This is a genomic window from Microbacterium sp. 77mftsu3.1, assembly GCF_900100525.1.
Taxonomy (GTDB): Bacteria; Actinomycetota; Actinomycetes; order Actinomycetales; family Microbacteriaceae; genus Microbacterium; species Microbacterium aquilitoris.
In genome coordinates this window covers 400,148-418,982 of sequence record NZ_FNCR01000004.1, presented here as the reverse complement: position 1 = coordinate 418,982, position 18,835 = coordinate 400,148, and the positions used below count along the sequence as shown (strand labels likewise).

Annotated in this window: 13 protein-coding genes and 1 tRNA gene; 3 read left to right on the top strand and 11 right to left on the bottom strand. The window is 69.0% G+C overall.

The features are described 5' to 3' along the window. Positions 1-3: 3 nt before the first annotated feature. Positions 4-1,326, top strand: coding sequence for an MFS transporter (locus tag BLR68_RS12825; RefSeq protein ID WP_018186786.1), 1,323 nt, complete (start codon positions 4-6; stop codon positions 1,324-1,326). 57 nt (positions 1,327-1,383) lie between these two features. Here BLR68_RS12825 and BLR68_RS12820 read toward each other — a convergent pair whose 3' ends face one another. From BLR68_RS12820 to polA, 6 genes are all read right to left on the bottom strand, one after another. Then, positions 1,384-1,641: a DUF6458 family protein gene (locus BLR68_RS12820; protein ID WP_018186785.1), complete on the bottom strand. Its 258-nt coding sequence runs from the start codon at positions 1,639-1,641 to the stop codon at positions 1,384-1,386. An 82-nt stretch (positions 1,642-1,723) separates the two neighbouring features. After that, on the bottom strand, positions 1,724-2,494 hold the full coding sequence (locus BLR68_RS12815; protein WP_018186784.1) for an SGNH/GDSL hydrolase family protein: 771 nt from the start codon (positions 2,492-2,494) through the stop codon (positions 1,724-1,726). A 29-nt stretch (positions 2,495-2,523) separates the two neighbouring features. Continuing rightward, positions 2,524-3,873 (bottom strand): MFS transporter, encoded by a 1,350-nt coding sequence (locus tag BLR68_RS12810; RefSeq protein WP_018186783.1) that lies wholly within the window; start codon positions 3,871-3,873, stop codon positions 2,524-2,526. A 34-nt stretch (positions 3,874-3,907) separates the two neighbouring features. Then, on the bottom strand, positions 3,908-4,939 hold the full coding sequence (locus tag BLR68_RS12805; RefSeq protein WP_018186782.1) for an LLM class flavin-dependent oxidoreductase: 1,032 nt from the start codon (positions 4,937-4,939) through the stop codon (positions 3,908-3,910). Positions 4,940-5,023: 84 nt separating this feature from the next. Next, on the bottom strand, positions 5,024-6,700 hold the full coding sequence (locus tag BLR68_RS12800) for a DUF885 domain-containing protein (RefSeq protein WP_018186781.1): 1,677 nt from the start codon (positions 6,698-6,700) through the stop codon (positions 5,024-5,026). Between the two features lie 32 nt (positions 6,701-6,732). Further along, positions 6,733-9,360 (bottom strand): DNA polymerase I, encoded by a 2,628-nt coding sequence (gene polA, locus BLR68_RS12795; protein ID WP_018186780.1) that lies wholly within the window; start codon positions 9,358-9,360, stop codon positions 6,733-6,735. Between the two features lie 82 nt (positions 9,361-9,442). On the opposite strand from polA, the gene BLR68_RS12790 reads away from it, so the two are divergent. Further along, positions 9,443-9,874, top strand: a complete 432-nt coding sequence (locus tag BLR68_RS12790) for a PaaI family thioesterase (protein ID WP_018186779.1) — start codon at positions 9,443-9,445, stop codon at positions 9,872-9,874. A 5-nt stretch (positions 9,875-9,879) separates the two neighbouring features. On the opposite strand, the gene BLR68_RS12785 is transcribed toward BLR68_RS12790, so the two are convergent. Both BLR68_RS12785 and BLR68_RS12780 read right to left on the bottom strand, forming a co-directional pair. Continuing rightward, positions 9,880-10,392, bottom strand: coding sequence for a GNAT family N-acetyltransferase (locus BLR68_RS12785; RefSeq protein ID WP_018186778.1), 513 nt, complete (start codon positions 10,390-10,392; stop codon positions 9,880-9,882). 10 nt (positions 10,393-10,402) lie between these two features. After that, positions 10,403-11,026: an ANTAR domain-containing response regulator gene (locus tag BLR68_RS12780; RefSeq protein ID WP_018186777.1), complete on the bottom strand. Its 624-nt coding sequence runs from the start codon at positions 11,024-11,026 to the stop codon at positions 10,403-10,405. Between the two features lie 57 nt (positions 11,027-11,083). Here BLR68_RS12780 and BLR68_RS12775 point away from each other — a divergent pair. Next, a tRNA-Leu gene (locus tag BLR68_RS12775) sits at positions 11,084-11,169 on the top strand. 53 nt (positions 11,170-11,222) lie between these two features. Here the strand turns inward: BLR68_RS12775 and pyk are convergent. From pyk to gltB, 3 genes are read right to left on the bottom strand one after another with little or no spacing between them, the layout of a single operon-like run. Further along, positions 11,223-12,671 (bottom strand): pyruvate kinase, encoded by a 1,449-nt coding sequence (gene pyk, locus BLR68_RS12770; RefSeq protein ID WP_018186776.1) that lies wholly within the window; start codon positions 12,669-12,671, stop codon positions 11,223-11,225. Between the two features lie 49 nt (positions 12,672-12,720). Then, entirely contained in the window at positions 12,721-14,187 is a 1,467-nt protein-coding gene (locus BLR68_RS12765) for a glutamate synthase subunit beta (protein ID WP_018186775.1), read from the bottom strand. Beyond that, the gene (gltB, locus tag BLR68_RS12760; RefSeq protein WP_018186774.1) at positions 14,180-18,784 is read right to left on the bottom strand and encodes a glutamate synthase large subunit; all 4,605 of its coding nucleotides are present in this window, start codon (positions 18,782-18,784) and stop codon (positions 14,180-14,182) included. The genes BLR68_RS12765 and gltB overlap by 8 nt, the downstream gene beginning before the upstream one ends. Between the last annotated feature and the right edge of the window lie 51 nt (positions 18,785-18,835).

Genomic DNA, 18,835 nt, shown 5'->3' with positions numbered 1-18,835 from the left:
CGGGTGGACGCAGTCGGACGAGCGAACGGTCCGGGTCTGCGAGCCTGGCTCATCTGGGGCACCGGTGTCGCCGCGTACATGTTGGCCGTCACCAACCGCACGTCCCTGGCTGCGGTGGGCGTCGACGCCGCCGACCGGTTCCAGGCGGATGCCGCGACCCTGTCGCTGTTCGCGGTGGTCCAGCTCGCCGTCTACGGCGGTATGCAGATCCCCGTGGGCGTCCTCCTCGACCGCTACGGCTCCCGACCCATCATCACGATCGGGATGCTGCTGATGGCGGCCGGCCAGCTGACGATGGCCCTGTCCCCCAGCGTCGGCGTGGCGATCGTCGCGCGCATGCTGCTCGGAGCGGGCGATGCCGCCGTCTTCCCCGCTGTCCTTCGCCTGGTGGCGACGTGGTTCCCGGCACAGCGCGGGCCGCTCATGGTGCAGTTGACCGGCATCCTCGGGCAAGCGGGTCAGCTCATCGCGGTCATCCCCATCGCCGCCGTCCTCCACGCGACGGACTGGAGCGTGACGTTCGGGGGGATCGCCGGGCTCTGCGTGCTCTTCGCGATCCTCGTCTTCGCGATCGTCCGCAACCGCCCGCCCGAACTCGCGCGCGACGTCAGCGTCGACACCGACACCGGCGCCATCCGCGTCGTGACGTCGACGATCGACACCGGGGTCGGCATCCGCGCAGCACTCGCCCACCCGGGGACGCGACTGGCTTTCTGGTCGCACTTCACGACGCCTTTCGCGGGCACCGCGTTCATCCTGCTGTGGGGTTTCCCGTACCTCACCGCGGGCGAAGGGCTCACCGTGGGCCAAGCCGGCGCGCTCACCTCGATCTACGTCTTCGCCGGGATGGCGCTCGGTCCCGTCCTCGGAGAGCTGTCGCGGAGAGCGCCCCACCGGAGATCGCGTGCCCTCGTGCTTCCCGCTGTCGGGTTCCAACTGCTGGCGTGGTCGGCCGTCATCCTCTGGCCGGGGCGTTCACCGATCTGGCTCCTCGTCATTCTGCTCATCGCTCTCGCCATGGGCGGGCCGGCGTCGATGATCGCCTTCGACCACGCTCGGACGCACAATCCGTCGCACCGGCTCAGCACGGCGACCGGGGTCACCAATGCGGGTGGCTTCCTCGCCGCCCTCCTCGCGATCTTCGCGATCGGCTTCGTGCTCGATCTGCAGGGAGCGGGCACCCCCGACACCTACCGACTCGATGCCTTCCGCATCGCGTTCCTCGTCCAGATTCCGCTGTGGGTCCTCGGTGCGGTGTTTATCAGCATCGAACGGCGGCGCACCCGCATCCATATCGGGATGGACCAGCCCCGCCGGCGCGTCTGACCGGAACGACGAACGACCCGCTCCGGGAGGAACGGGTCGTTCGATGTCTGTCGCGTGTCAGACGGTGCCGTCTCCCGACGTCCGCGTCTCGGAGCGGGTGACCCGCTCCCCCGCGACGGGGTCCACCGTTCGGACGGTGGACTCGCTGGAACGCCGACGCATCATCAGCACGAGGCCGAGGATGAAGACGACGACACCGGCGCCCATCAGGATGTAGCCGATCAGGTCGAGGTCGACGTACTGGACGTCGACGTCGATGGCGAACGTCAGGATGGCTCCGATGACGAACAGCACGATTCCGGTTCCGATGCTCATGCGCACACTCCCTCTCTTGGCGGTGTGCTCCGATCATCCCCGACCCTGACAGGAACCTGATAGCCCTTGACAGGGGGCGGAATCAGGCTGTGGCTCGCGGTTGCACGGTGAGCCAGTCACCGTATTTGGCCGGTCGGCCGTCGCCGGAGGATGTGCCCGTGAGACGTCGCCGAAGCCACGGGCCGAGGTGTTCGCGGAAGTAGCGGGCGCGACTCAGGGACACCGCCGAGTCCGCCTCGTCGAGCCGCCACCACTGCGCGGGCGGTCGTTCGCCGAGGGCCTCGAGGACGCGTGCCGCGACCCGATGGTGGCCTCGGGAGTTCATGTGGAGACGATCCGCCGACCAGAAGGAGGGGTCCGAGAGCTCGGCGTCCGGCCAGTTGAGCGCGACGACGAGGTTATCACGACCGCGGATCCGTTCCGTCACCGCGCGCGACAGCTCATCGCCGCGGCGCTGGATGAGCCCCGACAGCGGCAGTTGCGCCGACGGGTTGGCCCCCGACAGGACGATCATCGTGACGCCCTCTTCATCGCAGCGCCGCAGCACCTGCGAGAAGACGTCGGCGACACGGGCGATGGGAGTGCGGGGGCGGAGCATGTCGTTGCCGCCGCCGTTGAACGAGAGGTGCGTCGGGTTCAGGGCGAGGGCGCGCTCCAACTGCTCGTCGACGATCGGTCCGATGAGCTTGCCGCGTACGGCGAGGTTCGCGTACGAGATCGCCTCGCCTCGCGAATCGGCCCATCCCTGCGCGACCAGGTCGGCCCAGCCTCGGACCGTCCCGTCGGGCAGCTCGTCACCCACGCCCTCCGTGAACGAATCCCCGATCGCGACGTAGCGGACTTCCTGTGACATCCCGCCAGCCTACGAGTCGCAGCCGTCGATCAGTCCGCGAGGCTGCGACCTCGCGACTCGGCGAGCCCCCACGCGGCGGCCGCCGCGACCGCGAAGAAGGCACTCAGCACGATGAAGACGAGCGGGATGCCGCCGAGCGCTTGGAGCGCGGGGACGACCGGAGGCGCGAGGATCGAGGCGATGCGGCCGATGCCCGCCGCCCAGCCGGCACCGGTCGCCCGAAGGGTGGTGACGTAGCTCTCGGGCGTCACAGCGTAGAGGGCGCCCCAGGCGCCGAGGTTGAAGAACGACAGCGCCATCCCCGTGGCGAGGATCATCGGCACCGTCGTCGCCTGTCCGAACAGGATCGCGGCGACCGCGGAACCGGCGAGGAACACCGAGAGCGTCGCGCGCCGCCCCCACTTCTCGATCAGCCACGCGGCGACGGCGTATCCGGGCAGCTGGGCCAGGGTGATGAGCAGCGTGAACTCGAAACTGCGCACCAGACCGAACCCCTGCGACACGAGGAGCGTCGGGATCCAGATGAAGGCGCCGTAGTACGAGAAGTTCACGCAGAACCAGACGACCCAGAGTGCGGCGGTGCGCACGCGCACATCGGGGGCCCAGAGGCCGCGCAGCCGCATCCCCACCGTCGTCGCGGGTGCTGGTAGGGCGTCCGGGGCGAGCGCGGAGTCGGTCGTCGGCCGTCCGAACAGTGGACGCGATGCTTCGAGGTCGGAGACGACCCGCTCCGCGTCGGAGACCCGTCCGCGGGAGGCAAGCCAGCGTGGCGACTCGGGGAGACCCCATCGCACCACGAGGGCGTAGACCGCGGGGACGGCGCCGATCGCGAGGGCCCAGCGCCACCCCTCGGCGACCGACGGGATGACGAGGTAGCCGATGAGAGCGGATGCCGTCCACCCGACGGCCCAGAAGGCTTCGAGCACGACGATGATCCGCCCGCGCATCCGGGCCGGCGCGAACTCGCTCACGTAGGTGCTGGCGACGGGCAGCTCGGCGCCGAGCCCCAGTCCCACCAGGAACCGCAGCGCGATCAGAGCCACGAGACCACCGGCGAGGGCGCTCGCGCCGGTGGCGACGCCGTAGACGAGCAGGGTGAGGGCGAAGACCGATCGCCGGCCGATGCGGTCGGCGAGCAGACCGCCGACGGTCGCGCCGATCGCCATGCCCGCGAAGCCCGCGGAGGCGATCCACGATGTCGAGGCCGGCGTGAGGTCCCACTCGCTGACCAGCGCGGCGATGACGAACGAGATCAGCCCGACGTCCATCGCGTCCAAGGCCCACCCGGCGCCCGAACCGGTCAGGACACGCAGGTGGGTCCGGGTGAACGGCAGACGGTCGAGCCGGCTGGCGACGGAGCCCGTCGTGGTCGTGGTCATCCCTGCATCGTACGAGGGGAGCGCCGATCCGGGCTCACTCGCCGAGCATCTCGCGGACCATCGGAATCACCTTGGTGCCGTAGAGCTCGATCGACCGCATCAGCTTCTCGTGCCCGAGAGTGCCGTTGGCGTACTTGAGATCGAATCGCGAGGCGCCGAGGGTCGTGATGGTGTCGGCGATCTTGCGCGCCACCGTCTCGGGCGATCCGGCGTAGATCGAACCCTCCGGGCCGACCTCGTGCTGGAACCGCATCCGGCTGTAGGGAGGCCAGCCGCGGTCGCGGCCGATCGAGTTGTTCTGCGCTTCGAAGCCCGGGTAGGCCTCTTCCCACGCCTGCTCGTCCGTGTCGGCGATGTACCCCGGAGAGTGGATGCCGATGGGCTGAGCCTCGGTGCCGAGCTCGCCGACGGCGCGGTGGTACAGGTCGACGTAGGGGCGGAAGCGGGCCGCCGGGCCGCCGATGATGGCCAGCATCAGCCCGTACCCGTAGCGGGCGGTGCGGATGACCGACTCGGGCGATCCGCCCACGCCCACCCAGGCGCGGAAGCCGTGCTCGGTCTTGGGGAAGACGTCCGCGTCGGTGAGGGGGGCCCGGGTCGATCCCTGCCACGTGACCGGCTTCTCCGTCCGGAGCAGCGAGAACAACTCGAGCCGCTCCTCGAAGAGGGCTTCGTAATCGGAGAGGTCGAACCCGAAGAGCGGGAAGGACTCGATGAAGGATCCGCGTCCGAGGATGACCTCAGCGCGACCGTTCGAGATCGCCGACAGCGTCGCGAAGCGCTCGTAGACGCGTACCGGATCGTCGCTGGAGAGGACGGTCACAGCGGTGCCGACGCGGATGCGTTCGGTCTGCGCGGCGATCGCCGCGAGGACGATCTCGGGGCTCGACACGGAGTAGTCCGCGCGGTGGTGCTCCCCCACGCCGATGAAGTCGACGCCCACCTGATCGGCGAGGGTCGCCTGCGCGATGAGATTCCGGATCGCCTGAGCGCCCGATACCTTATCGCCGTTCTCATCGACGGTGATGTCGCCGAACGTGTCCAGGCCAAGTTCCACAGCGGTCATGTCCGCCCCTTTCATTCACATGCATGAACGTCGGGGGATGCCGGATATTCCCGGCATCCCCCGACGGAGAGTTTCGACGTCTCGTCAGCTGTCGCGCAGGGCGGCACGGAGGGTGTCGAGCCCGACGCCGCCGAGGCGGAGTGCTCGCATGTGGAAGCTCTTGATGTCGAAGTCGGACCCCCCGCGCTGAGCGGCCTCGTCGCGGATCTGCTCCCAGATCCGCTGACCGACTTTGTACGACGGTGCCTGACCCGGCCACCCGAGGTAGCGGTTCACCTCGAACTGGATGAACTCGTCGGACATGTTGACGTTCCGCCGCATGAACTCGAGAGCGTAGTCGGCGTCCCACGTCCCGGTGCCGTCGAGCCGCGGTTTGCCGAGATGGACGCCGATGTCGAGGACCACGCGGGCCGCCCGCATCCGCTGGCCGTCGAGCATGCCCAGGCGGTCCGCGGGGTCGTCGAGGTAGCCGAGCTCCGCCATGAGTCGCTCGGCGTACAGGGCCCACCCCTCAGCGTGTCCGCTGGAACCGGCGAGCAGGCGCCGCCAGGAGTTCAGCTCGGTCCGGTTGTAGACCGCCTGCGCGATCTGCAGGTGGTGCCCCGGAACACCCTCGTGGTAGACCGTCGTGAGCTCGCGCCAGGTGTCGAAGGTGTCGACGCCCTCGGGGACGGACCACCACATCCGGCCGGGCCGCGAGAAGTCGTCCGTCGGGCCGGTGTAGTAGATGCCGCCCTCGTTCGTCGGCGCGATCATGCATTCGAGGCGGCGGATCGGGTCGGGGATGTCGAAGTGGGTGCGTCCGAGCTCCTCGACGGCGCGATCGCTGGTCTCCTGCATCCACTTCTGCAGCGCCTCGGTGCCGCGGAGTTTGCGCGCCTCGTCCTGCTCGAGGAAGGCGACGGCCTCCTCGACGCTGGCACCGGCCTGGATCTCGTTCGCGATCGACTCCTGCTCGGCGACCATCCGCGAAAGCTCCTCGACGCCCCACTCGTAGGTCTCGTCGAGGTCGATCGTCGCGCCGAGGAACCGACGCGAGTGGAGCGCGTAGAGCTCCCGGCCCACGGCATCCACTTCGGAGGCCGCCGGTGCCAGTTCGTCGCGGAGGAACGCCGCGAGCTGGTCGTACGCGACACGAGCGGCGCCCGAATTGTCGGCGAGCTCGCGCGCGAGCGAGGCGGGAAGGTGACCGTCGGCGGGGGCCGCATCGCCGACGAAGGTCGCGAAGAAGCCGGTGTCGCTCGTGTATCGCGCGATCTGCGTCACGACCTCGCGGACCTGGCGACGCGCGGGGACGACACCCTCGGCGATCCCCCGCCGGAGCGTCTCGATGTATCCGCCGAGCGCGGTCGGGATGGCCGCGAGGCGCGTGGCGACGACGGACCAGTCCTCGACGGTGTCGGTCGGCATGAGGTCGAACGCCGCGCGGATGTCCTGAGACGGCGAGGCGATCACGTTGAGGTCGCGCAGGTGCGACTTCGCCGCGTGCAGGTCGAGCTGCAGCCCGAGCTCCGCCGAGAGGTCCATCTTCGTGACCTCGTCGACGTCATCGACCGCGTCCGCGGCCTGCAGGGCGCGAAGCGTCTCGCCCGCCGCAGCAGCGAGGCGGTCGTGTCCCTCCGGTGAGAAGTCATCGAGACGGCCGTTGTGCTCGGTGCGTCCGATGTAGGTCGCGAGACTCGGTGAGAGCTCTGCCAGCGTGTCCACCCAGCGGTCCGCGATCGTGTCGATCGGAGTGGGCGTGCGTTGTGCGTCGGTCATCCCTCGAGCGTAGAGCGTCGCACCGCCGGACGTCAGTGAGCCGCTTCGTCCCAGTCGGTGCCGCGGCCGATCTGCACGTCGAGCGGGACGGAGAGTTCCGCCGCGTCCCCCATCCGGGCGCGGACGATCTCCTCGACTGCGTCCCACTCCCCCGTCGCCACCTCGACGACGAGTTCGTCGTGGATCTGCAGAAGCACGCGCGACGCCAGACCCTTCTCACGGAGGTCGCTGTGGATCTCGACGAGCGCGATCTTCATGATGTCGGCCGCGCTGCCCTGGATGGGGGCGTTGAGCGCCGCGCGCTCGGCGTTCTCGCGGAGCACGCGGTTCGGGCTCGTCAGGTCGGGGAACGGTCGGCGGCGTCCGAAGATCGTCTCGGTGTAGCCGTCGATCCGCGCCTGCTCGACGGACGAGCGCAGATAGTCGCGCACGGAACCGAAGCGGGCGAAGTACTCGAGCATGAGCTGCTTCGCCTCGGACTGCTCGATGCGCAGCTGCTTCGACAGACCGAAGGCACTCAGCCCGTAGACGAGGCCGTACGACATCGCCTTCACCTTCGTGCGCATCGGCGCGGTCACCTCGGCGGGCTCCACACCGAACACACGGGCGCCGACGAAGCGGTGCAGGTCCTCACCCGAGTTGAAGGCCTCGATGAGCCCCGGATCACCCGACAGGTGCGCCATGATGCGCATCTCGATCTGCGAGTAGTCCGCCGTCAGCAGGGTTTCGTACCCCTCGCCGACTTCGAATGCTTCGCGGATGCGGCGCGACTCCTCGTTGCGGATCGGGATGTTCTGCAGGTTCGGGTCGGTGCTCGAGAGGCGGCCCGTCTGACTGCCCGTCTGCACGTAGGTCGTGTGGATACGGCCGTCGTCGGCGATGCCGACCGTCAGCGACTCGATGATCTGGCGGAGCTTCGTCGCCTCACGGTGCTGGAGGAGAAGCCCCAGGAACGGATGCGGGTGGGATTCCTGAAGGTCGGCGAGGACCGCGGCATCCGTCGAGTACCCCGTCTTCGTCTTACGAGTCTTCGGCAGCTCCAGCTGGTCGAAGAGCACCTCCTGCAGCTGCTTGGGCGAGCCGAGGTTCACCTCGCGCCCGATGATGCCGTATGCCTCCTGCGCGATCGCGTCGGCTCGTGCGGCCAGCTCGCCCGAGAAGCCCGAGAGCTTGTCGCGCGAGACCGAGACCCCCGCGAGCTCCATGTCGGCGAGGGCGTCGAGGGACGGGAGCTCGATGTCAGTCAGGACGGCGCCGACGGATGCCGGGAGCTCCGCCCGTTCAGCCTCGGCCACCCGCAGGGCGAACCAGGCGAGCTGACCCGGCGTCGCGCCCTCGGTCTCGGGGACCAGCTGGGACGGGTCGGCTTCGGGCAGCTTCTCGTCGAGGTAGCGGTCGACGAGGTCGGCGAGGGTCTTGTCGGGCAGGCTCGGACGCAGCAGCCATCCCGCGAGCAGGACGTCGAACGTCAGCCCGCTCAGCCGAACACCGGCGCGGCGGAGAGCCTTCACCTGCGGCTTCGCGTCGGTCATGATCTTCGCGGCGTCGCTCTCGAGCCACGGGGCGAGCGCCTCGCGGGCGCTCTCGTCCCAATCGACCTCGTGGACCGTGTCGGACGTCGCGACGCCGAGGCGCGTCGGAAGACCGCCGGCGACGGTGACCGTCAACGCCAGTTCGCCCGTCTGCTGCGTCAGCCACACGGCCAGGGTCGCGGCATCCGTCTGCTGCGGTTCGGGCGCCGAGACCTCGGGCGCGGGCGGCTCGTCGGTCGCGTCGAATGCTTCGAACACCCGCGGCAGAAGGGTGCGGAACTCCAGACGAGCGAAGATGTCGCGGACCGCCTGGGTGTCGAGCGGGCGGATGACGAGGTCCTCGGGCGCGTACTCGAGTTCGACGTCCCGCAGAAGGCGGTTGAGCTGGCGGTTGCGACGGACGTCGTCGAGGTGCTCGCGGAGGTTTCCGCCGACGACACCCTTGATCTCATCGGCGCGCTCAAGGAGCGCGTCGAGCGAACCGAACTGGGTGATCCACTTGACCGCGGTCTTCTCCCCCACCTTCGGGACGCCGGGCAGGTTGTCGCTCGTCTCGCCCACCAGCGCGGCGATGTCCGGGTAGTTCTCGGGCGGGAGGCCGTACTTCTCGACGACCGCGTCGGGGGTGTAGCGCTTCAGCTGCGAGACGCCCTGGACGCTCGGGTAGAGGAGCGTGACGTCCTCGGTCACCAGCTGGATCGTGTCACGGTCGCCGGAGCACACGAGCACCTGGTAGCCGCTCTCGACGCCCTGCGTCGCGAGGGTCGCCAGGATGTCGTCGGCCTCGAAGTCCTCCTTCGTCAGCACCGGCACGCCCATGGCGGCGAGGCAGTCCTGCAACAGCGGGATCTGCCCCTTGAACTCGGCGGGCGACTCGGAGCGGTTGGCCTTGTACTCCTCGTAGACGCGCGTGCGGAACGACTGCCGCGACGTGTCGAAGGCGACGGCCAGGTGCGTCGGCTTCTCTGCCTTGACGAGGTTCACGAACATCGAGAGGAAGCCGTAGATCCCGTTGGTGTGCTGCCCGTCCTTCGTCGAGAAGTTGTCGACGGGAAGGGCGTAGAACGCCCGGTAGGCCAGCGAGTGGCCGTCGACGACGAGCAGAGTAGGCTTTCCGGAGTCGCTCACCCGACCAGCCTAGTTCGGGCCGCGACATCGACTTCCCCCGCGTTGCCCCGTCGGCACCGCCCGATCCACGAGGTGAATCGCCATGCCCGAGTCCGCGTCCTTCCCCTCCGACGCGCTCGAATGGGTCACGAGCCGGGGCATGGGAGCCCTCGCCGAGAAGATGGGCATGGAGTTCACCGAGTTCTCGCCTGAGCGGGCCGTGGCGCGGATGCCGGTGGCCGGCAACACTCAGCCGGTCGGCCTCCTGCACGGCGGCGCCTACGTCGTGCTCGGCGAGTCGCTCGGGTCGATGCACGCCAACCTCCACGCAGGTCCCGGCCGTCTCGCGGTGGGCATCGACATCAATGCGACGCACACCCGTTCGGCGACCGAAGGATGGGTGACGGGGGTCTGCACCCCCCTGCACCTCGGCCGGAGCCTCACGGTCCACGAGATCGTCGTCTCCGACGATCAGGGTCGCCGGTGCTCGACGGTCCGGATCACCAACATGGTGCGGGACCTGCCGACATCCTGATCCGCTCAGCGCGGGACGGCGAGCTTGAAGCCGACGTGCGAGTCGACGAACCCCAGGCGCGTGTAGAACCGGTGGGCGTCGGTGCGCGCGGCATCCGACGTCAACTGCACGACGGATGCTCCGACGGCAGGAGCAGCGACGTCGGCGACCCACGTCATCATCGCGGCGCCGATCCCCGCTGAACGCTCGGCGCTCGCGACTCGGACAGCTTCGACGAGGAGCCTCGTGCTGCCGCGACGCGCCATCCCGGGGATGACGGTGAGCTGCATCGTCCCGACGACGCGGTCGTCGCTCTCGACGACCAGCACGTCGTTGCTCTCCGAGTCCAGGGTGCGCAGCAATCCGCGGAGGTAGAGGCCCCGGTCCTCCGCGGCCGCCACATCTCCGCGACCGGCGCTGACCGGGTCGTCCGACAGCAGCGCGACGATCGCATCGAGGTCGTCCTGCGACGCTCCCCGCAGTCGCACCGATCCGTTTCGCGATGCGAGGGTGACGGGGACGTCGAGTTCGTCGATCATGACGAAGGCGTCAGGCCTTCTTGGGAGCCAGCTGCTCGATGATCGCCTTGGCGACATCCTGCATCGTGAGGCGACGATCCATGGATGCCTTCTGGATCCAGCGGAACGCCTCGGGCTCGGACAGACCCATCTTCTCGTTGAGCAGGCCCTTGGCCCGGTCGACGAGCTTGCGGGTCTCGAAGCGCTCGACCATGTCGGCGACTTCGGCTTCGAGCGTGATGATCTGCTCGTAGCGCGCCAGGGCGATCTCGATCGCCGGCAGGAGGTCGTTCGGGGTGAAGGGCTTCACGACGTAGGCCAGCGCGCCGGCCTCGCTCGCCCGCTCGACGAGCTCCTTCTGGCTGAACGCGGTGAGGAGGACGACGGGGGCGACGTGGTTCTTGCTCAGCTTCTCGGCGGCGCTGATGCCGTCGAGGATGGGCATCTTCACATCCATGATGACGAGGTCGGGACGGAGCTCGGTGGCCAGCTGGACGGCGGTCTCGCCGTCGCCCGCCTCGCCGACCACATCGAAGCCGCTGTCGCGCAGGATCTCGACGATGTCGAGGCGGATCAGCGACTCATCCTCCGCGACGACGACGCGTCGCGGGGTGGGAGCTGCCTGGGGGGCGAGGGAGGGTTCCTGCTCAGTCACTCGTCCATCCTAGGCCAGGGCGCACCCGCATCCTGCGGTATCGTCGATCAGGCGCGCGCCGGTGTGGCGGAATGGCAGACGCGACCGACTCAAACTCGGTTGCCCGAAAGGGCGTGTGGGTTCGACTCCCACCACCGGCACCACAGCGAAACGGCGCCCCCGAGGGGGCGCCGTTTCGTGCATCACAGGCGAGGGATCAGCTCTCGGCCTTGTAGATCGGGGCCTTGCCGTGCACGGCGTCACCGATCTTGTGGATGCGGATGTCGTTGGTCGCACCGATGATTCCGGGAGGGGACCCGGAGATCACGACGACCTTGTCGCCCTCTTCGAGCAGACCGCGCGACAGGAAGTAGTCGTCCACCTGCAGGAACATGAGGTCGGTGTGGGCGACGTGGTCGACGAGCGCCGACTGGATGCCCCACGTCATCGCCATCCGGCGACGGATCGCGGGCTCGATGGTGAAGGCGAGCATCGGGATGCCGGGGCGCAGGCGCGACATGCGACGCGCCGTGTCGCCCGACTCGGTGAAGAGGCAGATGTACTTGGCCTCGACGAACTCGGCGACCTCGTTCGCGGCGAGGGTGATGATGCCACCCTGCGTGCGGGGCTTGGCCGTGAGCGGGGGGATGCGCTCGAGACCGTGCGTCTCGGTCGCGTCGATGATGCGGGCCATCGTCTCGACGACGCCGACGGGGTGCTTGCCGACGCTCGTCTCGCCCGAGAGCATGACCGCGTCCGCACCGTCGAGGACGGCGTTGGCGACGTCGCTCGTCTCGGCGCGCGTGGGAACCGGGTTCTCGATCATCGTCTCGAGCATCTGCGTCGCGACGATGACGGGCTTGGCCATGCGGCGGCAGAGCTCGACCGCGCGCTTCTGGACGATCGGCACGGCCTCGAGGGGCAGCTCGACGCCGAGGTCGCCGCGGGCGACCATGATGCCGTCGAAGGCGTCGATGATCTCCTCGAGGGCGTCGACGGCCTGCGGCTTCTCGATCTTGGCGATGACGGGGACCTTGCGGCCCTCCTCCGCCATGATCTCGTGCACGCGGGTGACATCGGCGGCGTTGCGCACGAAGGACAGCGCGATGATGTCGGCGCCGGCGCGCAGGCCCCAGCGGAGGTCGGCCTCGTCCTTGTCGGACAGCGCGGGGACGTTGACGGCGACGCCGGGCAGGTTGATGCCCTTGTTGTTCGACACGTAGCCCGCGACGATGACCTCGGTCGTGACGACCGGACCCTCGACACCGGTGACCTGGACGCGGACCTTGCCGTCGTCGATCAGGAGGAAGTCGCCCTTGTTGACGTCTTCGGGCAGGCCCTTGAACGTCGTGCCGACGATGTCCTTCGTGCCGGAGACGTCTTCGGTCGTGATCTTGAAGACGTCGCCGACGGCGAGGAAGTGCGGGCCTTCGGCGAACCGGCCGAGCCGGATCTTGGGGCCCTGCAGGTCGACGAGGACGGCGACGGCACGGCCGGCGTCGTCCGCCGCCTTGCGCACGTTCGCCAGGCGGGCGTCGTGGTCGGCGTAGTCGCCGTGGCTGAGGTTGAAGCGGGTCACGTCCACACCGGCGTCGATGATGGCACGGACCATCTCGTAGCTTTCGGTGGCGGGACCCAGAGTGGCGACGATCTTCGCGCGTCTCACAGAAATTGCTCCGTCGGGTAGTGATTCGGGAGTTGGGAACGGTCTCAGCCTAGGCGTGCTGGAGGCCGATCGCGACGTCGGTCGGTCGGACCGGCGCCGGGAGGCTGGTCGACCCCATCAGGTACTCGTCGACGGCCGAGGCCGCCGCGCGCCCTTCTGCGATCGCCCAGACGATGAGGGACTGACCACGACCGGCATCCCCGGCCACGAAGACACCCGGTGCCGTCGCCTGCCAGTCGTCCGCACGCTCGACGTTGCCGTTCGAGGTGAACACGGCGCCGAGCTGCTGCTCGAGCGCCGTGCGCTCGGGGCCGGTGAATCCCATGGCGATGAGAACGAGATCGGCGGGGATCTCCCGCTCGGTCCCGCCCTTGGGGACGCGGCGGCCGTCGACGAACTCCGTCTCGGCCACCCGCAGGGCGCGCACCTCCCCCGCCTCGTTGCCGAGGAACTCGACGGTCGAGGCGAGGTACGAACGCTCGCCGCCCTCTTCGTGCGCCGAGGCGACCTCGAACAGGGTCGGCATCATGGGCCACGGCTGGTGATCGGGACGCGCCTCGGGCGGCTGCTTGCCGATCGCGAGGTTGGTGACGCTCAGGGCACCCTGGCGGTGCGCCGTGCCGATGCAGTCGGCGCCGGTGTCGCCGCCGCCGATCACGACGACGTGCTTGCCCTCGGCGTGGATCTGGTGAGGGACCTGATCGCCCGCGACAGCCTTGTTGGACTCGACGAGGTACTCCATGGCGAAGTGGACGCCGGCAAGGTCGCGCCCCGGGATCGCGAGGTCGCGCGGCACGGTCGAACCGGTGGCGATGACGACGGCGTCGTACCGCGCCCGCAGGTCGTCCCACGACAGGTCCTTGCCGATCTCGACGCCGGCGCGGAAGCGGGTGCCCTCGTCACGCATCTGCCGCAGTCGGGTCTCGAGGTGGCGCTTCTCCATCTTGAAGTCCGGGATGCCGTAGCGCAGCAGACCGCCGATGCGGTCGTCGCGCTCGTACACGGCGACCGTGTGCCCGGCGCGCGTGAGCTGCTGCGCCGCAGCGAGACCGGCGGGGCCCGAACCCACGACGGCCACCGTCTTGCCGGTCAGACGTCCCGGCGGCTCGGCCTCGACCCAGCCGTGCGCGAACGCCTCGTCGATCGTGGAGACCTCGATCTGCTTGATCGTGACGGCCGGCTGGTTGATCCCCAGGACGCACGAGCTCTCGCAGGGCGCAGGACACAGGCGACCGGTGAACTCCGGGAAGTTGTTCGTCGCGTGCAACCGCTCGATGGCAGCGCGACCCTCCCCGCGCCAGGTGAGGTCGTTCCACTCCGGGATGAGGTTGCCCAGGGGGCATCCCTGGTGGCAGAACGGGACGCCGCAGTCCATGCAGCGGCCGGCCTGGCGACGCAGCACGGCCTGGTCGCCCTGCTCGTACACCTCTTTCCAGTCCATGATGCGAACGGGGACGGGCCGGCGCGGCGGCAGCTCGCGCTCGGTGACTTTGAGGAAGCCCTTCGGGTCAGCCACGGGTCACCTCCAGGATGCGGTTCCAGACGACGTCGCTGTCGGGGTCGAGCCCCTCGGCGGCCGCCTCCTGGCGGGTTTTCAGGACAGCCGCGTAGTCACGCGGCAGGACGCGGGTGAAGTTCGCTACCTCGGTGTCGAGGTTCGCGAGCAGCCGCTCGGCGAGGTCCGATCCGGTCTCCTCGACGTGACGGACCAGCAGGTCGCGGAGGATCTCGACATCGCCGGCGCCGAGCTCGAGGAGCTCCAGCTCGCCGGTCGCGAGGGCCTCGCGGTTGATGAGGGCCCGGTCCAGGTGGTGGATGTAGGCCGATCCGCCGGACATGCCCGCTCCGAGGTTGCGGCCGGTGGGCCCCAGGATCACGGCGAGTCCGCCGGTCATGTACTCGAGCGCGTGGTCTCCGACGCCCTCGACGACAGCCGTGGCTCCGGAGTTCCGGACGAGGAACCGTTCGCCGACGACGCCTCGGAGGAACATCGAGCCGCGGGTCGCGCCGTAGCCGATCACGTTGCCGGCGATGACGTTCTTCGACGCGTCGAAGGCGGCATCGCGGGGAGGCCGGACGACGATCTCGCCGCCCGACAGGCCCTTGCCGACGTAATCGTTCGAGTCGCCCTCGAGACGCAGCGTGATGCCCGAAGGCAGGAAGGCGCCGAAGGACTGCCCCGCCGATCCGGTCAGGTTGACCTCGATCGTGCCCGACGGCAGACCGTTCTCGCCGTGGGCCTTGGTGACGTGGTGTCCGAGCATGGTGCCGACGGCACGCTCGGTGTTGCGCACCGGGAGGTCGATCGTCACGTGACCCCCGTGGGCGACGACATCGCGCGCCCGGTCGAGCAGGCCGACGTCGAAGTGCTCTTCGAGCTCATGGTCCTGCTCGCGCACGCGGTGACGGGGTGCATCCTCCTCGAACACGGGTCCGCGGAGGATGGGCGACAGGTCCAGCCCGTACGCCTTCCAGTGGTCGACCGCCGGCTGCACGTCGAGGACCTCGGTGTGACCGACGGCCTCTTCGATCGAGCGGAAGCCGAGCTCGGCCAGGTACTCCCGCACCTCCTGCGCGATGAACTCCATGAAGTTCACGACGTGATCGGCCTTACCGGAGAAGCGTTTGCGCAGTTCCGGGTTCTGCGTCGCGACGCCGACGGGGCAGGTGTCGAGGTGGCACACGCGCATCATGATGCAGCCCTCGACGACGAGCGCGCTCGTCGCGAAGCCGAACTCCTCGGCGCCGAGCAGCGCCGCGATGAGCACATCGCGTCCGGTCTTCAGCTGTCCGTCCGCCTGCACGACCACCCGGCCGCGCATGTCGTTGATCATGAGCGTCTGCTGGGTCTCGGCGAGACCGAGTTCCCAGGGCGTGCCCGCGTGCTTCAGGGAGTTCAGCGGGCTCGCCCCCGTGCCGCCGTCGTGTCCCGAGACGAGGATGACGTCGGCCAGGGCCTTCGCCGTTCCCGCCGCGACCGCGCCGATGCCGGACTGGCTGACGAGCTTCACGTGGACGCGCGCCGACGGGTTGGCTCGCTTGACATCGAAGATCAGCTGCTTCAGGTCCTCGATCGAGTAGATGTCGTGGTGGGGCGGCGGTGAGATGAGTCCCACACCGGGCGTGCCGCCGCGCGTCCGCGCGATCCAGGGATAGACCTTGCCGGGAGGCAGCTGCCCGCCCTCGCCGGGCTTCGCGCCCTGGGCGAGCTTGATCTGGATGTCGTCGGCGTGCGTCAGGTACATGCTCGTGACGCCGAAACGTCCCGAGGCGACCTGCTTGATGGCGCTGCGCCGTTCGGGGTCGAGGAGCCGGTCGACGTCCTCTCCGCCCTCGCCCGTGTTCGACTTCGCACCGAGTCGGTTCATCGCGATCGCGAGGGTCTCGTGCGCCTCCTTGGAGATGGAGCCGTAGCTCATCGCTCCGGTCGAGAAGCGCTTCACGATCGACGAGATCGGCTCGACCTCGTCGATGGGAACCGCGGGGCGGACGCCGGACTTGAGCCGGAAGAGGCCGCGCAACGTCTTCAGGTCGGACGCCTGCTCGTCGATCATCTGCGTGTACTCGCGGAAGATGTCGTAGCGGCGCGTCCGGGTCGCGTGCTGCAGACGGAACACGGTGTCGGGGTTGAAGAGGTGGGATGCCCCGTCCCGCCGCCACTGGTACTCGCCGCCCGTCCAGAGCCGCTCGTGTGCACGCGCGGCCTGATCGGCGGGGTACGCGAACTCGTGACGGGCGAGGTTCTCGCGCGAGATCTCCTCGATACCGATGCCCCCGAGCTTCGTCTCGGTGCCGGTGAAGTACGTGTCGATGAACTCCTGCGAGAGTCCGACGGCCTCGAAGACCTGGGCGCCCGCGTACGAGGACACCGTCGAGATGCCCATCTTGGACATGATCTTCAGCACGCCCTTGCCGAGCGCGTAGATCAGGTTGCGGACGGCCTTCTCGGGCTCGACGCCCGTGATGTACCCCGCGCGGACCAGGTACTCGACGGTCTCCATCGCGAGGTAGGGATTGACCGCCGACGCACCGTATCCGATCAGCGTCGCGACGTGGTGGACCTCGCGGACGTCGCCCGCCTCCACGACGAGACCGACCTTCATACGGTTCTGGTTGCGGATGAGGTGGTGGTGGACGGCCGACAGGGTCAGCAGTGACGGGATCGGCACGAGGTCCGACGTCGAGTCTCGGTCGCTGAGGATGATGAACTCGACACCGTCGGCGATGGCGGCATCCACCTCGGCGCAGATCTCGTCGAGCCGGGAGCGCAGCGAGTCCGCGTCGGCGTCGGCGCGGTACAGGCCCCGGATCGTGATCGAGCGGCGACCGGGCAGCGCGCGGTCGATGTTCTGCAGCTTCGCGAGCTCGTCGTTGTCGATGACCGGGAAGTCGAGGGTGATCACCCGTGTGTGGTCGGCGCCGGAGGCCAGGAGGTTGCGCTCGGGGCCGAGGCCGAGCCCGAGGGAGGTGACCACCTCTTCGCGGATCGAGTCGAGCGGCGGGTTCGTGACCTGCGCGAACTGCTGCACGAAGTAGTCGAAGAGAAGGCGCGGCCGCTGGCTGAGGACGGCGATCGGCGTGTCCGAGCCCATCGCACCGAGGGGTTCGGCGCCGGTCTGGCCCATGGGGGTCAGGAGGATGCGCACCTCCTCCTCGGTGTAGCCGAACGTGCGCTGACGCCGGGTGATCGAGGCGATGGGGTGCACGATGTGCTCGCGCTCGGGAAGGTCCTTGAGGCGGACGCGACCTGCGTCGAGCCACTCCTGCCACGGGTGGAGCGAGGCGAGGTCGCGCTTGATCTCGTCGTCCTCGACGATGCGGCCCTGCGCCGTGTCGACGACGAACATGCGTCCCGGTCGGAGCCGACCGCGCCGCTTGATGCGCTGGGGCTCGAAGTCGAGCACACCCGTCTCACTTCCGATGACGACGAGGCCGTCCGTCGTCTCGGTCCAGCGACCGGGGCGCAGGCCGTTGCGGTCGAGCGTCGCGCCGACGAGCGAGCCGTCGGTGAAGATGAGCGCTGCCGGGCCGTCCCACGGCTCCATCTGCATCGAGTGGTAGTCGTAGAAGGCGCGCAGGTCGTCGGGGATGTCGGCCTGCTTCTCGTACGCCTCGGGGACCATCATCATGATCGCGTGCGGCAGGCTGCGGCCGGTCAACGTCAGCAGTTCGAGCACCTCGTCGAACGACGCGGAGTCGCTCTGGCCGGGGCTGCAGATCGGCAGCAGCGGACTGATGTCGCCGAGGAGCTCGGACTCGAGCTGGGACTGCCGCGCCCGCATCCAGTTGCGGTTGCCGTTGACGGTGTTGATCTCGCCGTTGTGGGCCAGCATGCGCAGCGGCTGGGCCAGCGGCCACGAGGGGAAGGTGTTGGTCGAGTAGCGGGAGTGCACGACCGCGAGCTCGGTCGCGAAACGATCGTCCTGAAGATCGGGGTAGAACGGCTCGAGCTGGAGCGTCGTCACCATGCCCTTGTAGCCGAGCGTGCGGCTCGACAGCGACACGAAATACGCATCGAGCTCGTGCTGGGCGCGCTTGCGCAGGCGGTAGGTGCGGCGGTCCAGCGCGATGCCGGACAGCGCCGGCGCATCGCCGACGGCGGGCCGTGACACGAAGAGCTGCTCGAACGCCGGGCGTGCGTTGAACGCCAACTTGCCCAGGTTCTCGTCCGCCGTCGGGACCACGCGCCACCCGAGGACCGTCAGGCCCTCGCTCGCCGCGATGTCCTCGACAGCCGCCTTCTGCGCGGCACGCTCATCGTGGTCGGTCGGCAGGAACGCGAGACCGACGGCGTACTCGCCGACCGCGGGCAGGTCGAAGTCGACGACCGCGCGCAGGAACGCGTCGGGCATTTGAGTCAGGATGCCGGCGCCGTCACCGGTACCGGCATCCGACCCGATGGCACCGCGGTGCTCGAGGTTTCGGAGCGCGGTGAGGGCGAGGTCCACGATGTCGTGGCCCGCCTCGCCGCGCAGAGTCGCGACCATCGCCAGACCGCAGGCGTCCTTCTCGAACGCCGGGTTGTACATCCCCTGCTTCGCAGGGAACGAACGACCGGTGATGGACCCGGCCGGCCGGGTCGTGGTGTCTTCGTGACGGGAGCTCGAGGGCATGCCTACCGTCCTCACATGGGTGCTCAACCTGGGACGACGTCGGCCCTGCGG

Coding starts and splice junctions, on each gene's coding strand:
- BLR68_RS12820 (WP_018186785.1), bottom strand. CDS start 1,641: ATGAGCATCGGAACCGGAATCGTGCTGTTCGTCATCGGAGCCATCCTG.
- BLR68_RS12815 (WP_018186784.1), bottom strand. CDS start 2,494: ATGTCACAGGAAGTCCGCTACGTCGCGATCGGGGATTCGTTCACGGAG.
- BLR68_RS12810 (WP_018186783.1), bottom strand. CDS start 3,873: ATGACCACGACCACGACGGGCTCCGTCGCCAGCCGGCTCGACCGTCTG.
- BLR68_RS12805 (WP_018186782.1), bottom strand. CDS start 4,939: ATGACCGCTGTGGAACTTGGCCTGGACACGTTCGGCGACATCACCGTC.
- BLR68_RS12800 (WP_018186781.1), bottom strand. CDS start 6,700: ATGACCGACGCACAACGCACGCCCACTCCGATCGACACGATCGCGGAC.
- BLR68_RS12790 (WP_018186779.1), top strand. CDS start 9,443: ATGCCCGAGTCCGCGTCCTTCCCCTCCGACGCGCTCGAATGGGTCACG.
- BLR68_RS12785 (WP_018186778.1), bottom strand. CDS start 10,392: ATGATCGACGAACTCGACGTCCCCGTCACCCTCGCATCGCGAAACGGA.
- gltB (WP_018186774.1), bottom strand. CDS start 18,784: ATGCCCTCGAGCTCCCGTCACGAAGACACCACGACCCGGCCGGCCGGG.